Source organism: Patescibacteria group bacterium (assembly GCA_018896215.1).
Taxonomy (GTDB): Bacteria; Patescibacteriota; WWE3; order 0-14-0-20-40-13; family 0-14-0-20-40-13; genus JAHINB01.
The window spans coordinates 22906-41216 of record JAHINB010000008.1 but is presented as its reverse complement, the minus strand read 5'-3'; the positions used below and the strand labels follow the sequence as shown (position 1 = coordinate 41216).

Sequence of the window (18311 nt, the reverse complement as noted above, 5' to 3'; positions counted from 1 at the left end):
CCTCCTGAAGGAGGAAGATTTTGCCTAATGTGCGGCGGCTTCGCCTTGTTAGGCTTATCGCTCGCAAAGCTCGCGACATCGCCTAACTGCGGTATACGCAAAATCCCCTTCGGGGACTTCGCTTATACCGCCGCACATTAGCCAACATCGCTACGCTCGTTGGCTAATGTGTTGCGGATTCGCTGTTGCCTCGTCGCTTCGCGACATCGGCTAACAGCGGGATATACGAAATTTTTTCCAGCTTCGCAGGAAAAGTCTTCGTATCATCCGCAACACATTATATGATGTTGTGCTGATTTTTTCTTTAATATATAATCATTATTAACTAATCAAAAAAAATATGAATGAGCAAAATTTTCCGCAATCAAATGAGTCAATCCAAAGCTCAAAAAATATTTGGATAACTATAGTTGCTGTAATTATTACTGCCTTAGTCGTTGGCGGCGGTGTTTACGTATGGCAAAGATCAACTATAAAAAACACGGAGCAAGGCTTACAGCAACAAATTGACACATTAGAAAACCAGATGAAGTTGCTCCAACAATCAAAAAGTCAGGATAATGACACAACCTCTCCGTTAACTGAGATTGATACTGACAAAACTGAAACTTCCTCAAGTCTGACTTCAATTGATCAAACATGGGATTTATATACCAACCACAAATATGGCTTTTCAATCAAAGTACCTAAAAAGATGTTTCATGGTTATGGATCAATGTGTGAATGGAAGACTGACTCCTATCGTCCTAAAGGCGGTATTGTCCCAGTGAAAATTTTTGAAGATGAAAATGTCTATATCTCTAGCGAATATTTTTATGAGCTTACTGGGGAAACAGTAAAAAATAGTATTCATTATTATTCTGGATGTGATAAAGTTATCAATTCACTTTCATATCTTAAAGACGACAAATATTTTCAGCAACAAAGTTGGGAATTTGTCATTAGAGACATTAGTAATGATATCGAGTTGGAAAATTTTATCAAAGAACATTACGGCAGTGGATGTAAATTAGGTAGTCAAAATCCTTCTAACCAATCCGACGTTTTTGATATATCAATTCAGGGAGACGGAAAGGATTTGGAGGAAACTAAATGTCCGTTAAACTATATGACGGTTTTAAAATATTATCCGGAGAAAAATATAGCAGTTTCATGGCATCTAGGACAGGCAACCACTTTTGTTGCGGACGAAAGCTATCAAAATGTTTACGACCAAAAAATGGTTGAGAGTTTTAAATTTGAATAAAAAAATCAGCACAACATCATATAACACTGAGTATCTGGTTCCGCTACGCTACACCCAAATTGCTATCGCAACTTCAGATACTCAGAAACGTTAGCAGAAATAATACAACAAAGAATATTATGGGCACCATCACAAAAGAAACCATAGAACTTACTAAAGAGCTCGGTAAAGTTTTAGAGAGACTTAATATAGGTAGAAGCTTCAGGATATTTGGCGGACTTGGTTTATTAATATCTTTATCAGGCGGCAACGACCTCGCTCTAAAAGTTGCCATTCTTACCTTTACTTTTGGTGCGTTATCTAAAGTTCTGGAGATGCTTAACGATCTCTGGCCCAAGAATACTATTTTGCAATCTATTATTTGGTTTCTTTTTGTGGTCGCGTACTCATTGTTAGTAAACAATCTTATTGAGGTATTCTAATTGTTGTATTATTCCTCGCTTCGCTTGGTCACATTGTACTCTCACTTCGTTTGGGTCACCTAACACAGCATACACGGCTCACCGCATTGCATTTGTTCGCTCAAAATAGCTGGGATATACTCTTTTTCCACCCCCGAAGTGGAAGATTACAATATGTAACCTATTTTTTTCTCAATAACCTCTTTGTAATTTGCAATAAATTGATCCAGGAAGGCTGGGGATTCTACAAGGGGAAATAAGTCCTCATAAACAAATTTGGAGTCCAACAACTTTAATTTTTTTCTAATCAAGCCGGACAGCTCGTCATTATTGTCAATCTTTAATAACTCTTTAATTCTCTCCCTATCAGGTCTTATTTTAAACTGATTGGACGCCGAAAGGTTAATTAGCCAAAATAGGTCATAAATGTCCCGACCTTTGAAGGGATACTTCTGCAGGCTTCCCCTAAAAAAAGAGCGTTCCAAAAAGGCAAAGATTTTATTGGCGAACAATGTTGGTAAATCGTAAGACTTGACAAAAAACGAAAAGCTTCCCGCGGTAATTAAATTTACCTCGGTTTGGTACTTTTTTCCTTGGATTTTGGAGAAGTCGCAACGCAAAAATATTACGGTCGATGCTATCTTTTCTTTGCGATTGTCAAATAGAGTTTCCCAAGGGAATTTAACTAACACTGTGTTTTCTTTGTTGGAGATACTAGTTGTTACCCCCTTTAACTTTAAAGAGGTTACAAAATACTTTCTAATGTCACTAGAAAATTTTTGGATTGAAAAATTACTCGTAAAATCAAAATCCAAATCCTCGGATAGCCTATTTAAACCATACACTTTCCTCAAACAAGTGCCTCCCGTAAAGATTAAATCTCTGTAGTTGCTATTGTAGATAAAATTTAGAGTGTAGTTTTGGAGGATTTCTTTAACTAAATTTCTAAGATAGAAGTTGTTAGAGCTTTGAGTTATCGCGATGGTTTTCTCAATGTCGCTTTTGATGTTCATCTAGATTAGTTTAAAGGTAATTAATTTCTTCTGCAATCGCTTCATTTTTAGGGAGTTGGATTTTTTAACATACTCTCTAAATTCTTGCTTATCTTTTATTTTTAAGACGCCCCAATTAATTCTGGAATCATACTTAAGGTATTGTTCCAGATTTAAGCCCGTCAAACCCTTTTTTAGGAGTAAAAAGTCAAACAAACATTTGGCTTTTGTGGCAAAACTAATGGATCCTGTCTTGTAGGGAATGTCTCTAAATCCAAAAAATAGCTCGTTTTTAATCTTTCTGTAGGAAAAAACGCCAAGACTGTTGTCAAATTTTTTTGTTTTGTTTGGTGAAACAGAAGTTATGCTGTACACACTTTCTGGAATTAAGCCGTAAAGGCTCAAAGCGTACTCTAAAGAGATATACGAGGGTTGATAGAGGGCATTGGACAGATACTCCAAGTATTTTTGCCGATCCGGTTCTTGTTTTAGGTAGTTGGTGGAGACATAAAGACCGTTTTTTAACTTAAATATCACATTAGATTTTATTAAAGATTTAATCCGATCGTCTACAGTTCGTCTATTATTTCCCAGAAACAATTCTAGGTTTTTACGCGTTAAATAGGGGACAGAATCTAGTTTTTGTTTTGTATTGGATATTTCCACTTGCACGCCATTTTACGTGCATTTGGAATTTGTGTCAAGATTTTGTTTGGCAATTAACTTTTGCCCCCTTCCTGTGGAGTTCGTCCAAGAGCCTTGGTGGAAGAAGTATCTTCACCCAGGCTCTTTTTTGTCCCTTGACATCAATTTGTACAATTGTACAATATACTCATGAATACCACGACAGTTGTAACGACAAAAACAAAAGTTAGAAATTCCTTTTCTTCCTACTATCAAAAGGCAAGAGATGGCTCTTTTGTCTATGTTTCCGATAGGGGAAAAGTGGGTGTTGCTATAGTTCCAATATCGTTACTTCCTCAAACAAAAAGATCTATTTCAATTTGCGAATCTCCAGCCTACGGAATGTTTAGAGATATCAAAAACCCAGTTTCTTTTGTAAGGAAATTAAGAGGAGAAAGGGCAAAAAGACAATATGGGAGAAGATCTTCTAGTTGATACAAATGTAATTATAGATGCGCTTCGTGGTCAAAATTCCGCAATTAAATTGTTGGACAGTCTCGGTGTTATAAATGTATCTGCTGTAACAGCTGGCGAACTATTGCAGGGGTGTATCTCAAAGAAAGATCAAGAAAAAATCCAAAAGCTTCTTGATGGTTTTAATATAATTCAAATAACAGAAGAAGTAAGCGTACATTCTCTTTTTCTCCTAGAAAAATATTGCCTTTCTTTAAAAATTGGTCTTGCCGATGCCCAAATTGCCTCAACCTGTTCAATATTTGGATATAAGTTGGTAACTAGAGACACTAAACACTTTTCCAAAATTGAGGAAATCGGACTTTTTAAGGGATAGTATCTAAAGAAACTCTTCCACTTTGAAGGTGGGAGATTATGAACTTTCTATTAAAGGAACAAAGACAAAACCGGGAAATTCTTGGGAGATAATTTCTCCTCGAAGATTTTTTGTTAGGCGGAAAATTGAGGTTTTTACCGGTATTACCATCACGCCCCCGGGTTTTAGCTGATTTAAAAGCTCTTTGGGGAGTGTATTGGCGGAGGCGGAGACCAGAATCCTGTCAAAAGGCGCTTTTGGTGGTAAGCCGAGACGCTTTTTTGCCCGAGAAATTTGGGCGTTTCTGTCGCCGTACTTCTTGAGATTAGCTCTTCCGAATTCCACAAGTTGGGGGACAATTTCAAGACCGTAGACTTTGCCTTTTGGACCCACGATTTTGGTCAGTAGTTGAGTAGTCCAGCCCGACCCGGACCCCACATCTAAAATCTTGTCTCCTTTTTTAAGCGATAGAAGTTCCAACATCAAAGCGACTGTGGTTGGTTGAGAAATCGTTTGTCCCAATCCGAGGGAGAGGGGATAATCCTCGTAAGCTCTAGTTTTATCTTCCGGTTTGACGAAATCCGCGCGGTCAACGACTTTAAAGGCACGAATAATCTCTGGGCTTTTAAGCGCGCCAGAATTTAGAAGGTATTTTAGAAGTTCCTCTTTTGTCATTAATTTAGGTAAAGCAGTTTAAAGAAATTATACAAGATATGAGCAAAAGACCAAAATTTATTTGTTGTCATAATAAAATAACATATTTTAGATTAAATGCTTTAGATACAGCAAATTATCGGGTACTACCCAAAGTCGGGTAGTACCCGCTTGCAGTAAGTGTTTTTGAGGATTGACATTTATATTGCTGGATTCCAATAATCTTGTTATAGATTCTCGCTCGCGAACTCGCGATAATATGTAACGCCTCCCGCCTTTGGCGGGGAAATTAATAGGAATATTTTCTCAAATCTTGTTATGAAGTATTTGGGGTGTAACTTAACCGCTTTTTGGAGAGTTGCTCCCATTCGTCCAACAAATTCTGCTCCTTAAAATCAAAGTTTAGTTTATAAAATGTTAGCTTTCCCACCTCTTTTTTTTGGACAACAGCTAAATCGGTGGCTTTTTTAAGGTAATTCACAAAAGTCTGTTTAGAAACTTTAGTCTTTGCTTTATTGTAAAGCCATTTAAACTGGGTTTCTTTTCTCTTTGTTAGTGGTAATAAGACGGCAACCTCAATTTTTGATAAGTCTTGTGACTTTAACCACTCTTGTTTTCTTGCAATTAACCCTGCTTTTACGACTGTTGCTATAGAATAAAAAAGTGCTTCCAAGATGAAACCAGTAAAATAGTTTAAATTTTTTCGTTCCAGCGAGTGTAAGAGAAATTTGTAGTACCGTGGTTTTTCGCTGTGGTAATAATAAGATGTTCCATAAAGGTTTTTGGCATTTAGCCCGATATCTCGGAGCAAAAAATGCTCTAAAATCCTGCAAACTCTTTTATTGCCATTATTAAACGGATGGAGAGCATATAACGCTGTGTGGAAAACGGCTATGCCAATTGGAGTAGGGTTGCTCCTTAGATATTTTGTAAGTTCTAAAATACCATCTCCAATAATTTGATAAGGGGCGGGGATGTAGTTTCCAACTCTGATGTTATCGTTTTTGCGCAATTTTCCCGGTACATATTGAGTAAAATTTGGTATCGCTTTTTCAAAGTTATCCAGATTGGCGCAAAGTAGGGCGTGGATTTTACAGATATTCTCAACCGAAAGGTTTTTGATCAATGCGGGGTTTTGAGAAAGTAGTCTAAAGGTTCTGGCAATATTTAAAAATTCTTTTTTATCATAATCTTTTTGGGTAGGGTTTTTTGTAGTCTTAAGATCCTTACCATCAAGGGCTATCGTGAACAAATTTTGAGCCTCTTGGACAGTTAATGAGGAGTTTTCGGCTTTAGAAATGGCATACGATGCTAAAAATTGGTTTTTGGCGATAAGGTGTTTTTCCAAATCAAGGTTTATAAATCGTTGCTCGTATTCAAAAAGCTTTTTGTCAAACGCAATTATTTCCGAATTGCTAAACGGAAGCTCGGATTGGTAAAAAGATAAATTGTTCAAAAACCCTGTTTTGAAAGGGTACGTAGGTGCATTGTTAATCATAATATCAGTCTAACATTAGTCTAACAATTAGTCTAGTTTGAAAATGGGTAATTTCTACTTCCGAAGTGGAAGAATTAAATTGGCACTTGACCCCCGAGTTTTAGGGGTTATAATAGACATATATGTCTAGAAATACTCCTGGTAATAATCTTGCGAAACTTCTAAAGTCAACTAGTAACACTTTTTCTCTAAAGGATTTAGGTGTTTTGTGGGATATCTCCAACGACAAAACCTTGGCGACAATTGTCTACAGATATGCTAAGAAGGGGTACCTTTATAGATTAAGAAAGGGAATTTATTCCAAGTTTCCTTTCATTAACCTAGATTACAAAGAGGCTGGTTGTGCTATTTTTGGTAGCGGTGCATACTTGTCAACGGAGTCGGTTTTAGTAACCTACGGTGTTATTACACAAAGCATCCAAGATCACACTTTTGTTGGCGGGTTGTCTCAAAGTGTTAAGATTGGAGAGGAAAGTTTTTTGTGTCGCAAAATGACCTCGCGATATTTATTCAATAGGACAGGGGTTATAGATGGTACAAATTATTCGCAAGCTTCATTAGAAAGGGCGGTTGCTGATATGTTGTATTATAGTCCTAAGTATTATTTTGATACCGAGAAGCCAATAAATTGGGATAAAGTCAAAGAAATTAAAAGTTTAGTAGGCTATTAACCATGTTTACTCCGAATAAAAGAGATATCCAGCACAAGGTTGTGATGTTCAACCTACTTAATTTAATTTTAAAGGATTCCTTTCTAGCACAACATTTAATGTTTAAAGGTGGTACTTATGCCTCGTTGCGGGGGTTTCTGGACAGATTTTCGGTTGATTTGGACTTTGATTTGCCATTCAAAGAAGAGAAAGAGCAAATCAGGGAGCGTCTGTACAAGATTTTTAAAAAGCTCGACTTGCAAATTAAGGATGAGAGCAAAAATTATTTGCAATTTTTTCTTAAATATGATCAGCTGTCTTTTCAAAGAAACACTTTAAAGCTCGAAATTAACGATGCGCCGAGTAAGTTTAACGAATACGAAAAAGCCAAGCTTCTGGAAATAAGCTCCTATTGTAATGGGCACACCCCGGATACGATGGTGGCAAACAAGTTGCTTGCCGCCAAAGGGCGCTATGATAAAAATGGGAAAATATCCGGCAGGGATTTCTATGACATTAACTATTTTTTAAAACAAGGACTAAAAGTTAACAAAAGAGTAGTGGAGGATATTTCGGGTCTCAAATACAAAGAGTATATTGCGGAGCTTATCGATCTTATTCAAAATAAACTTACAATACGCCTTTTAAACGAAGACTTGAATCCCTTATTGCCCAAAGACGCTTTAAACAAAAAATTGCCCCTAATCAAAGACGAATTAATCTTTGTTCTAAAGCAGGAGTAGGTCTGTTTGTTTTAATTCTTCCACTTCGGAGGTGGAAGAATTGCAATTTCTTATCTCCTATAGTAAAATACCCCCCACGGGCGCAAAAAATCTAGAGAAATCTGGAGGAAAGGAGCAAAGATGGACGCTAAAGTTAAAGCGTGCTATGACGCTATCGTAGCCTCAGTGGCTGGAGGTTCTCCAGCCATTTTTTGGATTCGGGCGGAGGCTGTGGTGCGTGGGCATGTAAGATGGCATTTCTTCACATGCCGGGGACTAAAGCCAACACGCAAGGCCTTTTGCCTTCGGAAAAAGGAATTCATCGGAAGATTCATCCCCCGACTTTAGGTCGTGGGGTCTTCTCTAAATCTTGTTATAAACAAACTAATTTTAGATTAAATGCTTTAGATACAGCAAATTATCGGGTACTACCCGAAGTCGGGTAGTACCCGCTTGCAGTAAGTGTTTTTGAGGGTGGTTGACAACTCTACTTCCCTAACAAAGGCGAAAAAATTAGAAATTCGGTTAGTTGGCTTGTTCCCAACGCACCTGTAAGAATTTTAGTATTAGATGATGGTAGGGTAATGCTAGACCGCCATTTAGATACAACAGGAAAATGGCAATTGGTCGAGAACGCCTTTAAAATTACCCATTCCAAAAAATTTAAATTACCTTTAAGTAAAATAATCGAGAAGGGTAGATTGACTCACTAACAAAAAATGAAAGGTGTAGAGGTAACTGCAATTTAGAGAAACTTTGCTAAACCCGCAGGCTTGCTTTTGCCTAAGTCCACAATTTAAATTGTGCATTTGGACAAGAGCGCTATTAAAATCTCCAAATAAAAGTGTTGACTTCGGATAGCATCCATCCTATTCTTTCGATACATATACCCTTCGTTCACGACCTAAAGTTGGAGCTACGGGTATACCTGCCGATGAAAAAAAAGAAGAAAAAAGTATCTCTTTCAGATTTGATTTTATTCCTTAAGGGAAAACTGTCTTCTCCCAATGGGTTTTTCTTCTTTCTCTCTTTTCTTTCTCTCATCTCTTTAAATTTTTTCATTACAGAACTTTCCAGTTTATCTAAAAACAATTCTCCTCAAAACCTTTATATCGCAGAAGTCGGAGCTACTCCTTTAATCTCAAATGGTGATTTTGAAGGAAGCACCAAACAAATTACCATTCCGCTTCCAGCGGGTGGATCCTGTCCTGTTAGTTCTGAAGTTCTTGGTATCTCCACCGAATCACAGCTGGCAGCAAACCCCCCAAGGCTTTTGGATATCTTTAAGCGCGGGTCAGTTGCTCCTTCTCGACCTCCCCCCGATGATACAGGTAAAGATCAAGAAGACACTAAACCAGTAACCCCAGTAACCAAACCAGCTACACCAGCTCCAGTATCCTGTAATCTCGGTACCATAGGAAATAGTTGGACTAGAGTAGGAAATACAACAAAGTATCAACACTTTGAAGTCTCCTCAACTAAAATTAAATCAGGAGCTAAATCTCAAAAGATACTAGCCGAAGCATCGGGTATCGGTATTCAACAAACCATTACGCTGGACCCTACCAAGCAGTACACCATCTCAACTTGGGTATTTGTCGAAAAAGGTCAAGCTGAACTTAAAGTTACCGATTCCAGCAACAAATCTCAATCGATTAAATCTACCAAAACGGGGGAGTGGCAGGAGCTTAAAACACGAGTGGATTTTGTTTCCTCAATTGACATCAAAATCTCATCTTCAACCAGCAACACCTCATTGTTTACCGATGCCATCACTGTAGAAAGTACCTTGTTTTTGGGGGATGGTTTTGATCCCACAGCAGGACCTGGTTTAGATAATGACTGTCCTTCTTGTCCCACAAGCTATGCTCAAGGAGGAGAGGCCGGCGCGGCTTATGTTCCGTATCCCAGCAACTCCAAGACAAAATTCAGACCGGTAATCTTTTTGGCCAAGGAGTTTCATTCCTACGATTCTATTTTTAGCTCGAGCGTAGGGGCAAGAATGATGGATTCGTTAAGTTGGTACAGGAATCAGGTAAGTGGCTTCTCTTTTAAATATGAGACTCCGGTTGTTGTGAAGGACTCTTTTAGCATTAGCTCTTGCAAAGGGGACGAAGACTGTCTTTTACTGTTGAAAATTAAAGCAGTTGAAAACATAGACAGATCGGATCCTTTAGCGAGCTATGTTCTTTTTGTTCCGGGGGTTTCTACCGAGGCCTATTCTGTTGGGTCTGGGGGAGGCAGCAGAGCGGGCGATATTCTTATTAGCGGGGCATATGTTCCGGGTTCAGAATCCCAGGAACTGGCTAGCCAGTTAAACGGACACACCGCAAGTGATCAAGCTTTTGCCATCTCCCACGAAATGGGGCATACCATGGGGCTTTTACACTCCCACAGACCGTCTGTGATGTCATATTATGAAGAAGGAACGGCTGCTATTTTATTTGATGACAGCTACCCCGAGAAATATGTTGTTTGTATGTCTAGTATGAATACCGGCAACAAAAGCGGTTGTCCCAATTATGTTCACACGGTATTTAAGAGGATGAAGAGAGTAGATATAGTTGGCAAAACAACTTGCAAAAATGCAAGTTTAATCCCAAGCAGTGGTATCGCTACGACTATTTCTATATATGAGTCGGGGGATTATAAAACTTGGACTCTTTATTCTAGCGACAGCGTAACCTTAAGTGAAACCGGAACAGCAGATTCCAAAATCTTTAGTATAAGCCATGAGTTTGATGTCAGTGGTTGGCGCTACAGGTTTTACATTGCTCCCGACAACCCGGGGACCGTTCCCGATGATACGGGTTGGAATACTTATACCTTTGTCGATAAAGGCGTGAGCGTGGATATCTGTAGGGAGTATGGGCTTGGTTGTTGGGACGCTTACTCCGGATTAGTCTCATTTGCTATTTTGCCAGATTCTCTTTGTATCTCTCCGCCTTCCGAACAAATTGTGGGTTTAGATTTTGGGGGAGTATTAAAAGAGTTTGACGGCTCTTTTGAACCCGAGGCAGATATTCTTATTAGAATTGTCCCCTCAACTGGTGGTGGTATGGAATTTCCCGCCCTTACGGGGGTTAATGGTGATTGGAGGACAAGGATCGCATTAAGCATTCCGGAGCCTGTGGAGACAAATTTGTTTGAGCACTATTTCCCAATTTCGCTTTTCTTCAGAAGAAAAGGAGAGTCGGCGGGGGTTTCTTTCCAGCTCGATAAGGTTAGCTTGGCTCATATAAGTGGCTCCGATTACAATCTTTTGGTAAAGAACAACGCCTTAGGTTGCAACCCTTCTTGTAACAGTAAGTCATTAAATTATACCCTTCCATCCCCCGTTCCTTCAGGTAATGCTTCTCTTTCTGGGATGCTGTCTGTTTCCGGTGTTCCGGTTTCTTCCGGAGGCAGTGTTCTTTTTGGGGAAAAATCAACGGGAAGCTATGTAGAGACCGCAGTCGGTCCTTCGGGAATATTTCATTTTGACTATCCTTTATCTTCGACTGATTACGCTAAGACTTACAGAATTATTTTTGCCAAGAGAGAAAATGGATTGGAACAGGTATACGAAACCGACTTTAGGTTTATTAACACCTCCGACCGCTCTCGCGATTGTAAACTGCTTTACAACGGTTCTAATGTTATCAAGGCGAGGTCCAATCTTAGTTTTGATTTTGATAACGGATTAGTGGGGGAAGCAAGTGTTCCCCTAACATTTTCTGCTGATTCGTACAGAGTGGTTCAAAATGGGAGCGCTACTTTCAGATGGGGCGCTTCCGAAGCTTTACATGTTCTTCAAGGATGTTCTGCAAGCGGGGGTTGGGAAGGGGCAAAACCTGCCGCTGGCTCGGAGCGGAAGGCTATCACGGATTCCAAAAACTACGCTCTTTCTTGTACCAACGGAACGGAGGGCGCTACCAGATCCTTTAGAATTGAGGTTGCTGGAAGTGCGACCCCAACCCTCTCTCTAACTTCCGATAAGACCAATCTTGTGGTAGGAGAGTCTACCACTATCCGTTGGAGCTCCGCCAACGCTACCTCCTGCCGTTCGTATGGAGACTATTGGAGAAATGAAGAAAGGGGAACCAGCGGGTCTACCAATACTGGAGCTTTTGCTTTGGCGGGTTCTTACGCTTATGATATGGTTTGTACCGCTTCCGATGGAGTAACCAGCGTCTCCAAGTATGTGCGGATTGAAGTTAGCGCTCCTGTAATTCCTCAAGCTACCATCTCTGGTCTTGTTGGTTGTCAATATTCGGGAAGTCCTACGGATATTGGAGAAGTCTATGCCATAGATAATACGGGAGTAGAAATAGCTCATGGAGCCATCGGATCCGATGGCAGGTATTCTCTCAACTACGCTTTTAAGACCAAAGCTCAAGATCCCAATGTCAACTATGCCATTAGACCCGGAAAGACTACCGAAGCTCAAGGAGTCTGCATCTCTTCCAATACAGTCGAGTATGGTCAGTTTGAAGATCGAGATCACAATGGAACAATCGATACCCTCTGTTCCCGATACCGCGATGGTGATAATCCCGGATGCGAACCTACCAATGATGATAATGGAATTGAGTTTGGATTCCTCAACTGCTCCCTCTCCCGGGGTCAAAGCTGCAATCCCGCATCGGATACTACGGCTAAAATCTGCAATACCAACGAGGGATACAACTGGCCCAAGCTAGAAGTTCCTCCCACGGCAACCAAAGTCACTGGGAGCGACAGCAAAGACTATCTCAAGCTCTGTATCTTTGGAGAAGCCGGTTCAGGCAAAGGATTCTTGATTTACGGTCCCGATAAGGATGTTCAATTTAACGAGACTTCAGGAAACACCGGCAAGCCAGCCAACTTTGATTTTCAGACCGATAAGAATGACGGGGGAGGTTTGATGGCTTGGACTTGCACTAAAACTGGAGAAGCGGGCACAAGAACCGTGGCAAGCGCAACCGCTCCCAACGCTATTTTATTATCAACTTTGTCTTCGGGATCCAATACCTTCGCAATCTTTCCCGATATCAAGACAGGCAAGACCCCTTGGCAGAAGAAGGATTGTCAGACCAAAGTTAACTATACTAATCTCTTACCGAATCTCTCAATGTTTTCAATCAGAGTTTCTCCTTCCAGTAGCATAGAAGTTGGAACTTCTCATAGTGTTATGGCTACGATTCAAAATGATAGCTCTTTGGGTATCTCCCAGACCTTTGATGTGGCGGTCTATTTAGACAAGATGGAGCAGGGGAGTATCAAGGGATATCAAACAGTTTCCAGCCTCAAAGCTGGAGGATTCTCCGAGGTAGAATTTGCTAATCTTACTCTTAGTGGAGCTTCCTCTTTGGGCAATCACACATACTTCGTCTGCGCTGATTGGAATAACTTAATCACTGAATCAGACGAAAAGGATAACTGCATGTCGACCAATCTTACAATCACTGCCTGTACTGATACCTCTGCTCCAGTAGTTGCTTCTGCTACACCCCCAGCCGGAGGAGCAACACTATGTACTAATGACACCACCCCCTCTTGGTCGTGGATCGTTTCTAATCAAGGATGTTACACCTTATCCAGAACCGAATTAGATACCAGTTGGGATAGTAACAACGCAGTCTTTAACTCTCCAATTTCTTCCTTTACTCAATCCAGCCTCTATCCACTTAAACCTGATGGTAACTACTCGATTAAGGTTAGGATGCAGGAGGCATCTTCCACTAACCCAGCTTTAACCTCTTGGGGTCCTTGGTCAGGGAGTATGGTTTATTCAATCGATACCTCAACTCCCGCTGTAGCCTCGGTAACCTCATCCAGTCTTACTTGTTCTAGCGCCGGAGGGGCTAACGGTTCCTTGGTTCTTAAATGGACAGTTGCTGACACGGGATGCGGTTCCTCCCAAATCTTAAATTGGATTGCGGTGGATAGTACGGCTGGAGCGGCATACTATACCGACTGGAGCTCTTCCAAGTCGTTTAGCGAAACTGTAGAGAATCTCTCTCCCGGAGCTCACTATGTGACGATTAAACCCATGGATAAAGCCAACAACATCTCACCCAGCGCCTACAAGAGATACGACTTTAATATCCCGACCTGCAGCGCTCCTGAAAGGGTAGTCAACTCTATCCTTAGAGGGGTAGCAAAAATATTTAAGGTGAGGTAAGGGTGTATGCCTCTTGACTGGTTATTGTTAATGTGTTAATTTTCCCTTCGCGGATGTATAAAACACCTTACAAGAGATTCACTACAATAGTGCCCATATAACGGGTGGTTCTTTTGCTAGGTATGTTTGCGCAACCGCCAAAGGGCGGTTCGTTGTTTCTAACCTCGCCCGCCTTTGCCGAGGCTACGGCGGGCATAAACAGCTGTAACTCGCTTTACTCGTAACAGCTATTAATGGGCCTGTAGTTCAGCCGGTAGAACGCTTCGTTTGCAACGAAGAGGTAGGCGGTTCGAGTCCGCCCGGGTCCACCACGTAATATCTTAGCGATGCACCGACGCAAGGTCGGTGCGAGATTAGAAATTACGTGGAACGTTTGAGCCGAAGGCTCATTACGTTCCCACACTAAGATTTAATCCTATATCGCTAAGCTAAACGTGGCACAGCCACATTGAGCACCTTAACAAATGAATGACAACCTTTTAAAGAATAGCTAGTTTCTTAAAAGGTGGATAGAAAATACAAATGCATACGCGTGGATGCCTTGGAACTTGAAGCCGAAGAAGGACGTACCAGACTGCGATAAGCCTCGACAAGCTGTCAAGAAGCGTTATAGTCGGGGATTTCCTAATGGGGAAACCCTTGCAAGTAAAACTTGCAAACTGTGTATTAAAAATGGCGCAAGCTATATAGGTATACAGAGGGAACTCGGGGAACTGAAACATCTTAGTACCCGGAGGAAAAGAAAACAAATCCCGACCTTGTGTCGGGAACATTCCCCAAGTAGTGGCGAACGAAAAGGGAAAAGCCTAAACCCCGACCTAAAGTCGGGGGGTTGCGGGGCAAATAATGTGGCATTTTGTTTTGCTAGAAGAACTTGCCTGGAAAGGCGGGCCGTAGAAGGTAATAGCCCTGTATTTAAAAGCAAAGCAAAGCCTATTTTGTACCCAAGTACCGCGAGACACGAGAAATCTTGTGGGAATCCGGCAGGACCATCTGCCAAGGCTAAATACTTCAAGTTACCGATAGTGAACAAGTACCGTGAGGGAAAGGTGAAAAGCACCCCGGTAAGGGGAGTGAAATAGTTTCTGAAACCGTATGCAGACAAACTGATAAAGTCCCGACTTCAGGTCGGGATAATATCGTGCCTATTGAAGAATGAGCCCGCGAGTTTACAATGGTTTGCGTTTAGGTTAAGCTCGTCAAACGAGCGGAGCCGAAGGGAAACCAAGTCTTAAAAGGGCGTATTTCCGACCTAAAGTCGGAATGTAGTAAACATTGTAAGACCCGAAGCCAAGTGAGCTAACCATGAGCAGGGTGAGCCCGTTGTAAAAAACGGAGGAGGCCCGAACCGGTGTCTGATGCAAAAGGCTCGGATGACTTGTGGTTAGGGCTAATACGGTAATCGAACTTGGCGATAGCTGGCTCTCCCCGAAATATATTTAGGTATAGCCTCTTTTAATGTTGCGCAGGGGTAGAGATACTGGAAGGGATGCAGGCTCGCAAGAGTACTGTACCCTACCAAACTCCGAATACTGTGCAATTTATAAAGGGAGTCAGTCCTAGGGAGCTAAGTTCCTAGGTCAAAAGGGAAACAACCCAGACCGTCAGATAAGGTCCCTAATTAAAGTTTAAGTGTGAAAGGAAGTAAGTCTGTTAAGACATCCAGGAGGTTGGCTCAGAAGCAGCCATCCTTTAAAGAGTGCGTAACAGCTCACTGGCTTATTCCCCGACCTAAAGTCGGGCGGCAGACTTGCGCCTAAAATTTAACGGGGCTAAAACTTTAACCGAATCTGCGGATCCCGACCTAAAGTCGAGGATGGTAGGGGAGCATTCCAACGGCTGTGAAGTCCTGTCGTGAGATGGGGTGGAGCTTTTGGAAGTGAGAATGCGGGCATGAGTAGCGTAATATCCGATGAAAAATCGGGTCGCCGAAAGTCCAAGGTTTCCTGCGCCACGTTTTTCGACGCAGGGTTAGTCGATCCTAAGGCGAGGCCTAAAGGCGTAGTCGATGGATAAACGGTTAATATTCCGTTACTACCAAAAAGTTGCGATGGGGGGACGGGGTTTGATAACAAAAGTGTCAGTATGGTTTGGCATCTAAGCAGCAAGCTAGAGAGTGTAGGTAAATCCGCACTTTCGTCCCGACCTAAAGTCGGGATACGCAAGCTGTGGGGAAGTCCGCATGGACAATTTTTGCGATTTAAGCCTCCAAGAAAAACCTCTAAGTTTACACTTTTTGGTATTCGTACCTAAAACCGACACAGGTGGACAGGTAGAGTATACCAAGGCGAACGGGAGAACGGCGGCCGAGGAACTCGGCAAATTAACTCCGTAACTTAGGGAAAAGGAGTCCCTCCTTGTGCGAAGCACAAGGAAATCCTGGAAAATTTCTAATCTCTAAATCCTAAATCCTAAACGAGCACAAATGTTCAAAACACAAATTTCAAAAAAGAATTTGGAGAATTTGAATTTTGATATTGTTTAGATATTAGAATTTAGAATTTAGTATTTAATCTATAGGATTTTCTTTTGCTTCGTATGAGGGGGGGGCACATAAATGGCTCGAGCGACTGTTTAACAAAAACACAGGTCTCCGCTTAACCCGCAAGGGGATGTATGGGGACTGACGCCTGCCCGGTGCCAGTAGGTCAAACTCTAAGGTTCACGCTTTGGAGCTAAGCCCTGGTGAACGGCAGCAGTAACTATATTCGCGCAAGCTACCGCGAAGCGAGAATATATGTGGTGAGGTTTCCGCCGAACCCATATAACTGTTCTTGCTTTGTCGAAGCAGTATGTAGTTACTATAATAAATTTGGCTGTATGCTGGAAACTCTTGCAAAGTTTAGAGTACCGAAAATTAAGGTGAAAATCTCTAAAATAAAGACAATCAGCAGGCAACCCTTCTATTAAAGAAGGTGAGTCCTCAGAGACTATACGCCAAATCCCGATCTAATCGGGAATGATATAGTCCGGTCTCCAGCGAGAGTTGGAGTTAACACACACGAACTGTTCTAAGGTAGAATAAGCGCCGCCTTAGTAAAATTCGGCTAAATGCTGGAAACACCGTTGTATCCACAAGTACCCCGACCAAAAGTCGAGGGTGAAAATCTTAGTGGTGCGGTCAATCAGCAGGAAAGATCAGCAGAGTATCAAAGGCTGAAATCCTCACTCACTATACGCCGAATCCCGACCTAAAGTCGGGAAAGAGATAGTGGCGTCTGCATAGCGATATGCAGTGATTGCATAATGTGCGATAAGGAAATGCAATCTGGAGTCGACAATCGTCGATAAAGAATATAAGCGAAATTCCTTGTCAGGTAAGTTCTGACCCGCACGAAAGGCGTAACGACTTGAGCACTCTCTTAGCCGCCGGCCCGGCGAAATTGAAGTGGCTGTGAATATGCAGTCTATCTGCAGCTGGACAAAAAGACCCCGTGGAGCTTTACTGCAGCTTAGCATTGAGGCAAGTTTTAGGATGTGTAGGATAGGTGGGAGTCCCGACCTAAAGTCGGACAACAGTGAAATACCACTCTTTCTAATCCTTGTCTCTCTAGCCTGACCCGTTATCCGGGCAGGTAACAGTGCTTGGTGGGCAGTTTGACTGGGGCGGTCCCCTCTTAAAAGGTAACAGAGGGGCCCAAAGGTTTGCTTATCCCGGATGGAAATCGGGATGTAAGTGTAAAGGCAAAAGCAAGCTTAACTGAAAGACATACAAGTCAAACAGATACGAAAGTAGGGCTTAATGATCCTCCGATGGCATATGGATGCGTCGGAGCTTAACGGATAAAAGTTACCCCGGGGATAACAGAGTAGTCACGCCCGAGCGCCCACAGCGACGGCGTGGTTCGCTACATCGATGTTGTCTCGTCGCATCCTGGGGCTGTATAAGGTCCCAAGGGTTGGGCTGTTCGCCCATTAAAGCGGCGCGTTAGATGAGTTCAGAGCGTTGTGAGACAGCTCGGTCTCTATCCACTGTGGACGAAGTTGGTTGCGAGGATTTGCCGGTAGTACGAGAGGACCCCGGTGAACGAACCTCTAGTGTACCAGTTGTCACGCCCGTGGCATCGCTGGGTAGCTACGTTCGGATCGGATAAGAGCTGAAAGCATCTAAGCACGAAACCGACCTCAAGATTAACCAACGGCCTCCTGGTAGACTACCAGGTTGATAGGTAACAGGTGTAAGCACAGTAATGTGTTCAGCCGAGTTATACTAATGGCCTCATTTTTCTATCCACCTTTTAGGCAAACTACACCCTTCGCTCACGACCTAAAGTCGGAGCTACGGGTATATATCCGTCTAAGCTATTTTGGCAACCCGTTGGGTTGCAAACTAGCGTAAGATGGATATAGTTGGCTTGCTTTGTTGCTTCGGTGACTTGGCCTGTTGGATCAACCTGTTCCCATTTCGAACACAGTGGTTAAACGACATGGCGGAGAAAATACTTTGGGAGAAGTCCCTTGGGAAAATATCCTTCGCCGGGGCAACAAAGTAAGCCAGCTAGTTTTTAATACCTATCTAAGCTATTTTTCCAACCCCTAGGGGTTGCAAA

12 protein-coding genes, 1 tRNA gene and 2 rRNA genes are annotated in these 18311 nt (G+C 42.0%); 11 read left to right on the top strand and 4 right to left on the bottom strand.

What is annotated here, in order from left to right; all coding sequences use genetic code 11:
• Positions 1 to 340 precede the first annotated feature (340 nt).
• Both KKF75_01925 and KKF75_01920 read left to right on the top strand, forming a co-directional pair.
• Positions 341 to 1246: a hypothetical protein gene (locus KKF75_01925; GenBank protein MBU4380953.1), complete on the top strand. Its 906-nt coding sequence runs from the start codon at positions 341 to 343 to the stop codon at positions 1244 to 1246.
• Between the two features lie 119 nt (positions 1247 to 1365).
• A complete protein-coding gene (locus KKF75_01920; protein ID MBU4380952.1) occupies positions 1366 to 1668 on the top strand; it encodes a hypothetical protein in 303 nt (100 codons plus the stop codon).
• 146 nt (positions 1669 to 1814) lie between these two features.
• Here the strand turns inward: KKF75_01920 and KKF75_01915 are convergent, their stop codons facing one another.
• Positions 1815 to 2660, bottom strand: coding sequence for a nucleotidyl transferase AbiEii/AbiGii toxin family protein (locus KKF75_01915; GenBank protein MBU4380951.1), 846 nt, complete (start codon positions 2658 to 2660; stop codon positions 1815 to 1817).
• Complete coding sequence (locus KKF75_01910; GenBank protein ID MBU4380950.1) at positions 2661 to 3305, bottom strand: hypothetical protein; 645 nt, start codon at positions 3303 to 3305, stop codon at positions 2661 to 2663.
• 168 nt (positions 3306 to 3473) lie between these two features.
• Between KKF75_01910 and KKF75_01905 the strand changes: the two genes are divergently transcribed.
• Positions 3474 to 3758, top strand: coding sequence for a hypothetical protein (locus tag KKF75_01905; protein MBU4380949.1), 285 nt, complete (start codon positions 3474 to 3476; stop codon positions 3756 to 3758).
• Positions 3736 to 4113, top strand: a complete 378-nt coding sequence (locus tag KKF75_01900; protein ID MBU4380948.1) for a type II toxin-antitoxin system VapC family toxin — start codon at positions 3736 to 3738, stop codon at positions 4111 to 4113. Before KKF75_01905 ends, KKF75_01900 begins: the two co-directional genes overlap by 23 nt.
• 36 nt (positions 4114 to 4149) lie before the next feature.
• On the opposite strand, the gene pcm is transcribed toward KKF75_01900, so the two are convergent.
• Positions 4150 to 4767 (bottom strand): protein-L-isoaspartate O-methyltransferase, encoded by a 618-nt coding sequence (gene pcm / locus KKF75_01895; protein MBU4380947.1) that lies wholly within the window; start codon positions 4765 to 4767, stop codon positions 4150 to 4152.
• A gap of 295 nt (positions 4768 to 5062) precedes the next feature.
• On the bottom strand, positions 5063 to 6244 hold the full coding sequence (locus tag KKF75_01890; protein ID MBU4380946.1) for a Fic family protein: 1182 nt from the start codon (positions 6242 to 6244) through the stop codon (positions 5063 to 5065).
• Between the two features lie 122 nt (positions 6245 to 6366).
• Between KKF75_01890 and KKF75_01885 the strand changes: the two genes are divergently transcribed.
• The 7 genes from KKF75_01885 to rrf all read left to right on the top strand — a co-directional run bounded on the left by KKF75_01885 (position 6367) and on the right by rrf (position 18244).
• Positions 6367 to 6915 (top strand): hypothetical protein, encoded by a 549-nt coding sequence (locus KKF75_01885; GenBank protein MBU4380945.1) that lies wholly within the window; start codon positions 6367 to 6369, stop codon positions 6913 to 6915.
• 2 nt (positions 6916 to 6917) lie between these two features.
• Entirely contained in the window at positions 6918 to 7637 is a 720-nt protein-coding gene (locus tag KKF75_01880; GenBank protein ID MBU4380944.1) for a nucleotidyl transferase AbiEii/AbiGii toxin family protein, read from the top strand.
• Between the two features lie 230 nt (positions 7638 to 7867).
• Positions 7868 to 8062 carry a hypothetical protein gene (locus tag KKF75_01875; GenBank protein ID MBU4380943.1) on the top strand — a complete coding sequence of 65 codons (195 nt, stop codon included), beginning with the start codon at positions 7868 to 7870 and terminating at the stop codon, positions 8060 to 8062.
• Positions 8063 to 8550: 488 nt separating this feature from the next.
• Positions 8551 to 13761: a hypothetical protein gene (locus KKF75_01870; GenBank protein MBU4380942.1), complete on the top strand. Its 5211-nt coding sequence runs from the start codon at positions 8551 to 8553 to the stop codon at positions 13759 to 13761.
• Between the two features lie 235 nt (positions 13762 to 13996).
• A tRNA-Ala gene (locus KKF75_01865) sits at positions 13997 to 14072 on the top strand.
• A 197-nt stretch (positions 14073 to 14269) separates the two neighbouring features.
• Positions 14270 to 17995, top strand: a 23S ribosomal RNA gene (locus tag KKF75_01860).
• A 132-nt stretch (positions 17996 to 18127) separates the two neighbouring features.
• A 5S ribosomal RNA gene (rrf, locus tag KKF75_01855) occupies positions 18128 to 18244 on the top strand.
• The last annotated feature ends 67 nt before the right edge of the window (positions 18245 to 18311 follow it).

Excerpts from the sequence above, each read along its gene's own strand:
- KKF75_01925 (MBU4380953.1), top strand. The coding sequence starts at position 341 with ATGAATGAGCAAAATTTTCCGCAATCAAATGAGTCAATCCAAAGCTCA.
- KKF75_01920 (MBU4380952.1), top strand. The coding sequence starts at position 1,366 with ATGGGCACCATCACAAAAGAAACCATAGAACTTACTAAAGAGCTCGGT.
- KKF75_01915 (MBU4380951.1), bottom strand. The coding sequence starts at position 2,660 with ATGAACATCAAAAGCGACATTGAGAAAACCATCGCGATAACTCAAAGC.
- KKF75_01905 (MBU4380949.1), top strand. The coding sequence starts at position 3,474 with ATGAATACCACGACAGTTGTAACGACAAAAACAAAAGTTAGAAATTCC.
- KKF75_01900 (MBU4380948.1), top strand. The coding sequence starts at position 3,736 with ATGGGAGAAGATCTTCTAGTTGATACAAATGTAATTATAGATGCGCTT.
- pcm (MBU4380947.1), bottom strand. The coding sequence starts at position 4,767 with ATGACAAAAGAGGAACTTCTAAAATACCTTCTAAATTCTGGCGCGCTT.
- KKF75_01890 (MBU4380946.1), bottom strand. The coding sequence starts at position 6,244 with ATGATTAACAATGCACCTACGTACCCTTTCAAAACAGGGTTTTTGAAC.
- KKF75_01885 (MBU4380945.1), top strand. The coding sequence starts at position 6,367 with ATGTCTAGAAATACTCCTGGTAATAATCTTGCGAAACTTCTAAAGTCA.
- KKF75_01880 (MBU4380944.1), top strand. The coding sequence starts at position 6,918 with ATGTTTACTCCGAATAAAAGAGATATCCAGCACAAGGTTGTGATGTTC.
- KKF75_01875 (MBU4380943.1), top strand. The coding sequence starts at position 7,868 with ATGGCATTTCTTCACATGCCGGGGACTAAAGCCAACACGCAAGGCCTT.
- KKF75_01870 (MBU4380942.1), top strand. The coding sequence starts at position 8,551 with ATGAAAAAAAAGAAGAAAAAAGTATCTCTTTCAGATTTGATTTTATTC.